Consider the following 11,533-nt stretch of genomic DNA (forward strand, 5'->3'; position numbering starts at 1 on the left):
TACGCCACTCAAGCATAAGCTCGACCGCCCGCTCCTTTCGGGGAGCGGGTTTTGTTTTTTGGACCTGCCCTCTTTCGTGAATCGTGCCTGTAGGAGCCGGCTTGCTGGCGATGGCATCACCGCGGTCATTCAAAAGCAGCGTGTCGATGCCATCGCCAGCAAGCCGGCTCCTACGGGAACGGATTGCCTTACGGGTCTTTATCTTTTCCGACTTAAGTTGCCCACTATGCTCAAACGCCTTGCCTGGCTGGCGCTCTGTGTCTGCGCCCCGCTGTCCGCCGCGCCACATATCGACAATCAACGTTTGCAGCAACTGGCCAACGATCCCTTCTGGATTTCTTTGGGCCATTACGAAACCGCCAAACTCGGGGGCTGGCGCAGCTATGTCAGCGACCGTAAATTCTTTCTCGCGGCCGACGGCAACGAACACCCCGATCGCGAACTGGCGGCGACCGTGCAGGCGCTTTACGCCCCAGCTAGTAAAGGCGAGCAACACGCTCAATGCGTCTACCCGGCGCGTACCCGCTGGCTCAAGGCGCAACTCAGCCTGACCGATTTGCCGAAGCCGGACTGTGCCGAATTCACACAATGGTTCAAGGATGTGGCGCCGCACAGCGCGGTGATGATTTTCCCTGCGGCCTATCTGAACAGTCCTTCGTCGATGTTCGGTCACACCTTGCTGCGCATCGATCAGGCCGATGTGCAAACCGACAAGACCGCGCTGCTCAGTTACGCGATCAACTTCGGCGCCTACATTGAAGGCTCGGACAACAGCATCCTGTACGCATGGAAAGGCTTGATGGGCGGCTACCCGGGCCTGTTCGCGCTCGTGCCCTATCAGGAGAAACTCTCGGAATACCGCAGCCTGGAAAACCGTGACCTGTGGGAATACCGGCTGAACCTGACGCAGGCGGAAACCGAGCGCATGGTCGAGCACGTCTGGGAACTCAAGCAGATCCAGTTCGATTATTTTTTCTTTGACGAAAACTGCTCCTATCGCTTGCTGGAATTGCTGCAAGTGGCGCGGCCGGGTCTGCGTCTGACTGAACAATTCCCGCTGACCGCGATTCCGACCGACACGGTCAAAGCGGTGAAAGAAGCCGGGCTGGTGGAATCGATCCAATACCGTCCTTCCCGCGAGCGTGAGCTGCTGAGTCGCGCCGAACCGCTGGATCCTGAAGAGCAACAGTGGGTGCTGAAAGTCAGCGCCGACCAGAAACAGTTACAGGAGCCGGCCTTCAAGGCGCAGCCTCGCGACCGCCAGGCGCTGATCATCGACGCCGCCTACCGTCTCGAACGCTACCGGGCCAACGGTCAGGAGCGCGATGCAAATCGTGCCCAGCGCAGCTTTGAACTGCTGCGAGCGATCAATGAGAACCCGGCGCCGGAGCTGGACATCCCGCAGCCCGGCCTCCCCGAGGATGGCCATGAATCGCGCACCTGGCAGGCCGGCATCGGTACTCGCGGCGATCAGGCCTTTGGCGAATATGGCCTGCGCATGGCGTATCACGATCTCAACGACAACACCGAGAGCTTCCCGCTGGGCGCTCAGATTGAAATCCTGCAGATGAAACTGCGCCAGTACGAAGGCAATAACTGGCAATTGCAGCAACTGGATCTGGCGACGATCCGCTCGCTGACTCCACGCAACGAGTTATTGCAGCCATTGTCATGGCAAGTCACCGGCGGCCTGGAGCGAGTGCCCGGCAAGCACGACGACGAAACCCTGGTCAGCCACGTCAATGGCGGCGCCGGCGGCACCTGGCAATTGAGCGAGGACATGCTTGGTTTCGCTTTGGGCACCGTGCGCGTCGAGCACAACAACGACTTTGCCGAATTCATTTCACCCGCTGCGGGTTTCAACAGCGGTGTGCTGTGGCACAACCCGTTGGGCAACTTCAGCCTGGAAGCCAAGGGCGACTTCTTCACCAATGGTGAAGTACGTCGTAGCGTCAGCCTGAATCAGCAGTGGGAATTGTCGCGCAACCTCGGCTTGCGCCTGAGCGCCCAACGCGAATTCAGCCACCTCGCCTCGCCGGAAAACGAAGTGATGCTGGAAGTGAAGTGGTATCACTATTGATCCAGCCTTTGTAGGAGCCGGCTTGCTGGCGATGGCGATTTTGAAGACGCCATCGCTGGCAAGCCAGGCTCCTACAGGTTTGAGGGCATATTCCCGAGCGTCGCCAAGACACAAAACCCGTAGGAGCCGGCTTGCTGGCGATGCCGATTTCGAAGACGCCATCGCTGGCAAGCCAGGCTCCTACAGGATTGAGGGCATATTCCCGAGCGTCGCCGAGACACAAACCTCGTAGAAGCCGGCTTGCTGGCGATGGCGATTCCGAATACGCCATCGCTGGCAAGCCAGGCTCCTACAGGATTGAGGGCATATTCCCGAGCGTCGCCAAGACACAAACCTCGTGGGAGCCGGCTTGCTGGCGATGGCGATTCCGAAGACGCCATCGCTGGCAAGCCAGGCTCCTACAGGATTGAGGGCATATTGCCGAGCGTCGCCAAGACACAAACCTCGTAGGAGCCGGCTTGCTGGCGATGGCGATTCCGAAGACGCCATCGCTGGCAAGCCAGGCTCCTACAGGATTGAGGGCATATTCCCGAGCGTCGCCAAGACACAAACCTCGTAGGAGCCGGCTTGCTGGCGATGGCGATTCCGAAGACGCCATCGCTGGCAAGCCAGGCTCCTACAGGATTGAGGGCATGTTCCCGAGCGTCGCCAAGACACAAACCTCGTAGGAGCCGGCTTGATCTGGCGATGGCGATTTCGAAGACGCCATCGCTGGCAAGCCAGGCTCCTACAGGATTGAGGGCATATTCCCGAGCGTCGCCAAGACACAAACCTCGTAGGAGCCGGCTTGCTGGCGATGGCGATTCCGAATACGACATCGCTGGCAAGCCAGGCTCCTACAGGATTGAGGGCATATTCCCGAGCGTCGCCAGGACACAAACCTCGTAGGAGCCGGCTTGCTGGCGATGGCGATTCCGAATACGCCATCGCTGGCAAGCCGGCTCCTACAGGATTGAGGGCATATTCCCGAGCGTCGCCAAGACACAAACCTCGTAGGAGCCGGCTTCCTGGCGATGGCGATTCCGAAGACGCCATCGCTGGCAAGCAAGGCTCCTACAGGATTGAGGGCATATTCCCGAGCGTCGCCAAGACACAAACCTCGTAGGAGCCGGCTTGCTGGCGATGGCGATTCCGAAGACGCCATCGCTGGCAAGCCAGGCTCCTACAGGATTGAGGGCATATTCCCGAGCGTCGCCAAGACACAAACCTCGTAGGAGCCGGCTTGCTGGCGATGGCGATTCCGAAGACGCCATCGCTGGCAAGCCAGGCTCCTTCAGAACTGAAGACATGAAACCAATGAACGCAGCCATGGCCCAATCCTTATCAAGGGAGAAAACCATGAGTCGCGCTTTCGTCAATGAAGATAACGCCGCTGCGCAAGCTGATCAGCCGGTTGAACGGCAGATCAGCGCGCAGACCAATTACGTCACGCCAACCGGCCACGCCCAACTGCAGGCCAAGGTCGCCGAGCTGCAACAACTGCACAGTGCTCAATCGGCCAAGGGCGAACAGGCGGACAAACAACGCCAGGCAGACCTCGAACGGGATTTACGCTATTTCAATCAGCGCCTGCAAAGCGCACAGGTGGTATCAACCGCCAGTTCGACGCAAAAAGTCCAGATCGGCAGCCGCGTGACGTTCGCCGACGAGCATGACAGCGAACAGACGGTGCAACTGGTGGGTGAAGACCAGGCCGACGCGGCAGCGGGCCTGATCAATTGGGGCTCACCGCTGGGTCGGGCCCTGCTCGGGGCGCAGTTGGGTGACGAAGTTCTGTGGCAGCGCCCGGCCGGCGATCAGACGATCGAAGTCATCCGCATCGAACCGGCTTAAACCACACCTTGCGCGAGCATGGCGTCGGCGACTTTGACGAAGCCGGCGATGTTCGCGCCTTTGACGTAGTTAACCCGTCCGTTTTCTTCGCCGTAATGCACGCAGGCGTGGTGAATCGACTGCATGATTGCATGCAGCTTGCTGTCCACTTCGCCGCCGGTCCACAGCAGGCGCATGGCGTTCTGGGACATTTCCAGACCACTCACCGCCACGCCACCAGCGTTGGACGCTTTGCCCGGCGCAAACAAAATGCCGGCTTCGATAAATACGTCCACGGCCTCCAGTGTCGTCGGCATGTTCGCACCTTCTGCCACACACACGCAGCCATTGCGCAGAAGCGTGCGAGCAGCGTCCGCATCGAGTTCGTTTTGCGTCGCGCACGGGAGCGCAATGTCGCAACTCAGCGACCAAGGGTGCTGGCCGGCCATGAACTCCAGGCCGAAGCGCCCGGCCAGTTCGCTGATCCGTCCACGCTGGACATTTTTCAACTCCAGCAACGCCAGCCATTGCTCCTCGGTCAAACCCGCCTCGCAGTACAGCGTGCCTTCGGAGTCGGAGAGCGAGATCACTTTGCCGCCCAGGTCCATGACCTTGCGCGCAGCATATTGAGCCACGTTGCCGGAACCCGAGATGGCCACGCGTTTGCCTTCGAGGGTCTCGCCGCTGCGCTTGAGCATTTCTTCAGCGAAGTACACGCAGCCAAAACCGGTGGCTTCAGGGCGGATCAGGCTGCCGCCATAGCTCGGGCCTTTGCCGGTCAATACGCTGGTGAACTGGTTGCTCAGGCGTTTGTACTGACCGAACAGGAAACCGATCTCGCGCGCCCCGACGCCGATGTCGCCGGCCGGAACGTCAACGTCTGCGCCAATATGGCGATACAACTCGCTCATGAAGGCCTGGCAGAAGCGCATGACTTCGGCATCACTTTTGCCTTTCGGGTCGAAATCCGAACCGCCCTTGCCGCCGCCCATGGGCAGTGAGGTCAGCGAGTTTTTGAACGTCTGTTCGAAGGCGAGGAATTTCAGCACGCCGAGGTTGACCGAAGGATGGAAACGCAGACCGCCCTTGTACGGTCCGATCGCACTGTTCATCTGAATGCGGAAACCGCGATTGACCTGCACGTTGCCATGATCGTCGACCCAGGAAACACGAAAAACGACAGCCCGCTCCGGCTCGCACATCCGCTCGAGAATCCCGGCGTTCAAATAGTGCGGATTGGCTTCGAGAAACGGCCACAGGCTGCGCAGGACTTCTTCTACGGCCTGGTGAAATTCGGGCTGATCCGGGTCGCGTATTTTCAGGCGAGCGAGGAAATGGTCGACGGATTCGATCATGGAAAAGTCTCGGCAAATTGTTGTCGTTGGAGGAGATTGAGCCGGACTGTAACAAACGGATTGTGTACCGGAATAGATTAAATCGTCGCATTTATGAAGTTAAATGGTGCACAGAATATAAATAGAGATCTTTTACGAACTTATTTTGCACCTGATTGGGTCTTCACAATTGAGTTGTGCACCAACAGTTACGCTGCTTTCGCGAGCAGGCTCGCTCCCACATTGGACCGCGTTTTACAGGCTGGCATCGCCCCCTTGTGGGAGCGAGCCTGCTCGCGAAGAACGCGACTCGGTGTCACTGAAAGAATGCACAAAAAAACGGAGCCCCGAAGGCTCCGTTTTCCATGCAACCGACCCGACATCAGGCCAGTTTTTTGTGCCGTACACGGTGCGGCTGGGCAGCCGCTTCGCCGAGACGCTTTTTGCGATCGGCTTCGTATTCGGTGTAGTTGCCTTCGAAGAACACCGCTTGCGAGTCGTCTTCGTACGCCAGGATGTGCGTCGCGACACGGTCAAGGAACCACCGATCGTGAGAGATCACAATGGCGGCGCCCGGGAAGTCCAGCAGGGCTTCTTCCAGTGAACGCAGGGTTTCAACGTCGAGGTCGTTGGACGGTTCGTCGAGTAGCAGGACGTTGCCGCCCTCCTTCAGAGTCAGCGCCAGGTGCAAGCGGCCGCGCTCACCACCGGACAGGTCCTTGACGAACTTCTGCTGATCGCCACCCTTGAAGTTGAAGCGACCGACGTAGGTACGCGACGGAATCTCATAGTTGCCGATGCGGATCTGATCGGAACCGTCAGAGATTTGCTGGAATACAGTCTTGCTGCCGTCCAGGTCTTCGCGACTCTGATCGACGCACGCAAGTTGCACGGTTTCGCCGACTTCGATGCTGCCCGAATCCGGCGTTTCCTTGCCCATCAGCATGCGGAACAGGGTCGATTTACCGGCACCGTTACCACCAATCACGCCGACGATCGCGCCTTTAGGCATGGAGAACGACAGGTTGTCGATCAATACGCGATCGCCATAACCCTTGGAAACGTTTTTGAATTCGATGACCTTGTCGCCCAGGCGAGGACCCGCCGGGATGTAGATCTCGTTGGTTTCGCTGCGCTTCTGGAATTCCTGCGACTGCATTTCTTCGAAGCGTTGCAGACGTGCCTTGGATTTCGACTGGCGGGCCTTGGCGCCTTTGCGCACCCACTCCAGTTCTTCCTTCATGGCTTTTTCGTGGGCCGATTGCGACTTGGATTCGGCAGCCAGACGGTCGGATTTGGCTTCGAGCCAACCGGAGTAGTTGCCCTCGTACGGGATACCGGCGCCACGGTCGAGCTCGAGAATCCAGCCGGCGACGTTGTCGAGGAAGTAACGGTCGTGCGTGATCGCAACCACGGTACCCGGGAAGTCGTGGAGGAAATGCTCCAGCCACGCGACCGAATCGGCGTCCAGGTGGTTGGTCGGTTCGTCGAGCAGCAACATGTCCGGGGCGGACAGCAGCAAGCGGCACAAGGCCACGCGACGTTTTTCACCACCAGAGAGGAATTCGACCTTGGCGTCCCACGCCGGCAGACGCAGCGCGTCGGCGGCGACTTCCAGTTGACGCTCCAGGTTATGGCCGTCGCTGGCTTGCAGGATGGCTTCCAGCTTGGCCTGTTCGGCAGCCAGCTTGTCGAAGTCGGCATCTTCTTCGGCGTAAGCGGCGTAAACCTCGTCCAGGCGAGCCTGGGCGTTCTTGATCACGCTGACCGCTTCCTCGACCACTTCACGCACGGTCTTGGTGGGATCAAGGATCGGTTCCTGCGGCAGGTAACCGATGTTCAGCTCCGGCATCGGACGGGCTTCGCCTTCGAACTCGGTATCGACGCCGGCCATGATTTTCAGCAGCGTGGATTTACCCGAACCGTTGAGGCCGAGCACGCCGATCTTGGCGCCGGGGAAGAATGACAGCGAAATGTTTTTCAGGATTTCCCGCTTCGGCGGAACAACTTTGCCCAGCCGATGCATGGTGAAGACGTATTGAGCCATGGAGAACCTTGGGTCAGTGACAGATGAATGATTGGAGCGCGGGCGAGGCCCGGCCAGACCGTGCGCGTCGTCCGCCTGATAAGGACCAATGCGTGCGCGCTGAAGAAAGTCTGAGTCTAGGAGCTGGAACGCTCCCACGTAACCGGCAAAGCTACCTTAATGATGGGTGGCAGTCCAGCCGAGCGGGACTGGCACTTTGCCACAACTCAAGGCATGCTAGCCGCCCTTCGGGCGTCCGGCTTATAGTGCACGTCGCGCCAGTCCAGCCAAACCGCAGGATTACAGTTTGTCCAATGCCTCTTCGACCCTGACCTCTCGTGCAGCCCCCGTTGCGCCCGGCTCCCCTCTGCGCGGAACCCTGAAAGGCGCACTGGCGACACTGGTGCTGTTGCTGTTGGCATTGCTGTTCTGGCAGTTGCTCGATCAGCTGCGCGAAACCCAGAAGAACCAGCGCCAGTACACCATTGACCACACTGCGGACCTGGCCGCGCAAGTCAGCCTCAATATGGCCCTGAATGCGCAGATCGCGCTGAACCTGCTGCCCATTGTCGAGCAGCCGCAAAGCGCCGCCGAGCAGCAGGCCTTGTTGCGCAAAGTGCAACGGTCGTTGCCGGAGGTGCGCAGCCTCGCGCTGCTGAGCCCATCCGGGAAAATTCTCAGCGACACTGCGGACAACGCCACCGACGCCGACTACCTCGCCGATCTGGTACGCCGCAGCCGTAATCAGGCCCACTATTTCAGCAATGCCGAGGACGGCTCGACCGTGCATCTGTTGCTGCATCAGGCCAGTGGCAGCGGTCGTGGCTACTGGGCGCTGCGTCTGACACCCACGTTTTTCTCGTCATTGACCCAGCACGACGATGGAGTCATCCGGCCTTTATGGTTGGTGGAAAATCGTCTCAATCACCAGATCATCAGTCGCGACGAGATGCTGCCTGCGATCCGACCTGCCCTGCTGACGGCGGACGATCTGGCCGACAGCGTGCTCACGGTTCCCCTGAGCAGCAGCGACTGGCAGATGCGTGGCCTGTTTAACCGACAACGTGTGATCGAGGAGCTACTGCCAGCCTTTATCGGAAAATGCCTGTTGGGACTGGCATTCTCCCTGCTGCCACTGATTGCGTTGCTGAACATGCGACGCCGTCAACTTCAGGTTAGCGAGGGTCGGCGGCGCTATCAGGATATTTTCGACGGCACCGGCGTGGCGCTTTGTGTCCTGGATGTCTCAAGCCTGAAGGGCGTCTTCGACAAGGCCAGGCTGCGCACCGGCGCGGAACTGGGCGCGTGGCTGGCTGTGCCGGAGCAAAAACGTCTGTTACTGCAGCAACTGCGTATCACCGAGGTCAATCAGGTCGCCCTGCAACTGCTCAACGTCAATTCACCCGATCAAGCCTGGAACGTGCTGATCGCCGGCCATTCACTGGACGGCGCGGCCATCGGCACTCAGGTCCTGGAAGCGGTCCTTACTCAACAGAAACAGCTGGAACTGGAGATCACGCGCGAGGACGCCAACGGCCGGGATCAGCATCTGTGGCTGGTGTTGCGTCTGCCCGAAGACACCAGCGACTATAAAGCGGTGATCCTCAGTATCAGCGACATTACCAGTCGTAAACTGATCGAGTTGTCACTGCTTGAGCGTGAAGGATTCTGGTCGGACGTGGTGCGCACCGTGCCTGATCACCTGTACGTGCAGGACGTGGTCAGCCAGCGGATGATTTTCAGCAACCACCACTTGGGCCAGACCCTCGGCTACAACCGCACTGAACTGCACCAGATGGGCGAATACTTCTGGGAAATTCTTTTGCATCCCGAAGACGCCGACCATTACCACCGCTCCCGGCAGATTCAGCGGCAGGCCGGTTACAGCCAGTTACTGCAATGTCAGCTGCGTTTCCGTCACCGCGATGGCCAATGGCGGCGCTTCGACATACGCGAGCAAGCGCTGGCGCGTGACAAGCACGAACAGGTCACGCGGATCATCGGTGTAGCCAAGGATGTCACCGAGCAGATCGAAGCCAGCGAATCCTTGCGCGACAGCGAGCAACGCTACCGAATGCTCGCCGAAAGCATCAGCGACGTGATTTTTTCCACCAACAGCAAACTGTCGCTCAATTACGTCAGCCCTTCAGTGCAAACCGTGCTGGGCCACGACGCTGACTGGATTTTCCAGAACGGCTGGCAATCGACCATCGCCAACCCGCAACAATTGGCCGGCATCACCGAGTTGATGGACCGGGTGAGCAAGGCGCTGGACAAACCCGAGCAGCTGGAACAGTTGCGCAATCAGGTACAAACCCAGCTGTTTCTGTTCGATTGCCTGCGCGCCGACGGACGCAAGATCCCGATCGAGCTAAGACTGGTGCTGGTTTGGGACGAACATGGCGCTTTCGAAGGGGTGCTGGGTGTCGGTCGCGATGTCAGTCAGCAACGCCGCGCCGAGAAGGATTTGCGCATGGCGGCCACCGTTTTCGAACACTCGACGTCGGCAATTTTGATCACCGACCCGGCCGGCTACATCGTCCAGGCCAACGAAGCGTTCAGTCGCGTCAGCGGTTATGCGGTGGAGCAAGTGCTCGATCAGCTGCCGAACATGCTCACCGTGGATGAACAGCAGAACGCGCATCTGCGTTATGTGATCAAGCAGCTGAATCAGCACAGTACCTGGGAAGGTGAAGTGTGGCTGCGCCGGCGCAATGGCGAACATTACCCGGCCTGGGTCGGGATCACGGCGGTGCTCGATGACGAAGGCGACTTGGCCAGTTATGTGTGTTTCTTCAGCGACATCAGCGAGCGCAAGGCCAGCGAACAGCGGATTCACCGCCTCGCCTATTACGACGCCCTGACGCATTTGCCCAACCGCACCCTGTTTCAGGATCGTCTGCACACTGCGCTGCAATCGGCGGAGCGGCAGAAGTCCTGGGTGGTGCTGATGTTCCTCGACCTGGACCGCTTCAAGCCGATCAACGATTCCCTGGGTCACGCTGCCGGCGATCGCATGCTCAAGGAAATGGGCACGCGCCTGCTCGGTTGCGTTGACGATGACGACACCGTAGCGCGCATGGGCGGTGACGAATTCACCCTGCTGCTGCAACCGCGGGCTAGCCGCGAGGTGGCGTTGAACCGGGCGATTCATGTCGCCGAGCAGATTCTCGCCAGCCTGGTGAAACCGTTTGTGCTGGAAGGTCGCGAGTTCTTTGTCACTGCCAGCATCGGCATCGCGCTGAGCCCGCAGGATGGCAGTGAACTCAGTCAATTGATGAAAAACGCCGACACCGCGATGTACCACGCCAAAGAGCGCGGCAAGAACAACTTCCAGTTTTATCAGACCGACATGAACGCCAGTGCGCTGGAGCGTCTGGAGCTGGAAAGCGATTTGCGCCACGCCCTCGAGCAGGACGAATTCACGTTGTATTACCAGCCGCAGTTCAGCGGCGACGGCAAGCGTCTGACCGGTGCCGAAGCCCTGCTGCGCTGGCGCCATCCGCGCCGTGGCCTGGTGCCGCCGGGGGATTTCATTCCGGTGCTGGAAGAGCTTGGGTTGGTGGTGGATGTCGGCGACTGGGTGATCAGCGAAGCCTGTCGTCAACTCAAGACCTGGCATCAGGCCAAGGTACGCGTGCCGAAGATTTCGGTGAACATTTCTGCGCGGCAATTCTCCGACGGGCAACTGGGCACGCGCATCGCCACCATCCTCAAGGATACCGGGCTGCCGCCGGCGTGCCTGGAACTGGAGCTGACCGAAAGTATCCTGATGCGTGAAGTCAACGAGGCCATGCAGATTCTCGACGGCTTGAAAAATCTCGGGCTGAGCATTGCGGTCGACGACTTTGGCACCGGCTATTCATCGCTCAACTACCTCAAGCAGTTCCCGATCGATGTGCTGAAAATCGACCGGACATTCGTCGATGGCCTGCCGTCCGGCGAGCAGGATGCGCAGATCGCCCGGGCGATCATCGCCATGGCGCACAGCCTGAACCTGGCAGTGATCGCCGAGGGCGTGGAAACCCATGAGCAGCTCGAATTCCTGCGTGAACATGGCTGTGATGAGGTTCAGGGTTACCTGTTCGGACGGCCGATGCCGGCAGCCAGGTTCGAGGCGCAGTTCTGTAATGATGCGCTGTTCGTGTTCGAGTGAAGCGCAATCCTGTGGCGAGGGGGCTTGCCCCCGTTGGGTGGCGAAGCGGAGCCTGGCACTGGTCCAGTCGATTGATGCAGGCAGGTTTTGCGACTGCTTCGCAGTCGAACGGGGCAAGCCCCCTC

General features: G+C 59.5%; 5 protein-coding genes. 3 read left to right on the forward strand and 2 right to left on the reverse strand.

The window, feature by feature from the left end; translation table 11 throughout:
* Positions 1-226 precede the first annotated feature (226 nt).
* Positions 227-2,080 (forward strand): Lnb N-terminal periplasmic domain-containing protein, encoded by a 1,854-nt coding sequence (locus tag DU29_RS0125695; RefSeq protein WP_028624284.1) that lies wholly within the window; start codon positions 227-229, stop codon positions 2,078-2,080.
* Positions 2,081-3,418: 1,338 nt separating this feature from the next.
* Positions 3,419-3,913: a GreA/GreB family elongation factor gene (locus tag DU29_RS0125700; RefSeq protein ID WP_028624285.1), complete on the forward strand. Its 495-nt coding sequence runs from the start codon at positions 3,419-3,421 to the stop codon at positions 3,911-3,913.
* Here DU29_RS0125700 and gdhA read toward each other — a convergent pair.
* Together gdhA and ettA are read right to left on the reverse strand one after the other, a co-directional pair.
* The gene (gene gdhA / locus DU29_RS0125705) at positions 3,910-5,247 is read right to left on the reverse strand and encodes an NADP-specific glutamate dehydrogenase (RefSeq protein WP_028624286.1); all 1,338 of its coding nucleotides are present in this window, start codon (positions 5,245-5,247) and stop codon (positions 3,910-3,912) included. The genes DU29_RS0125700 and gdhA overlap by 4 nt on opposite strands.
* A 361-nt stretch (positions 5,248-5,608) precedes the next feature.
* The gene (gene ettA / locus DU29_RS0125710) at positions 5,609-7,273 is read right to left on the reverse strand and encodes an energy-dependent translational throttle protein EttA (protein WP_028624287.1); all 1,665 of its coding nucleotides are present in this window, start codon (positions 7,271-7,273) and stop codon (positions 5,609-5,611) included.
* 286 nt (positions 7,274-7,559) lie between these two features.
* On the opposite strand from ettA, the gene DU29_RS0125715 reads away from it, so the two are divergent.
* Positions 7,560-11,408: a bifunctional diguanylate cyclase/phosphodiesterase gene (locus DU29_RS0125715; RefSeq protein WP_050483181.1), complete on the forward strand. Its 3,849-nt coding sequence runs from the start codon at positions 7,560-7,562 to the stop codon at positions 11,406-11,408.
* Positions 11,409-11,533: the final 125 nt, after the last annotated feature.

The sequence above is a fragment of the Pseudomonas sp. Ant30-3 genome, assembly GCF_000690905.1.
Classification (GTDB): Bacteria; Pseudomonadota; Gammaproteobacteria; order Pseudomonadales; family Pseudomonadaceae; genus Aquipseudomonas.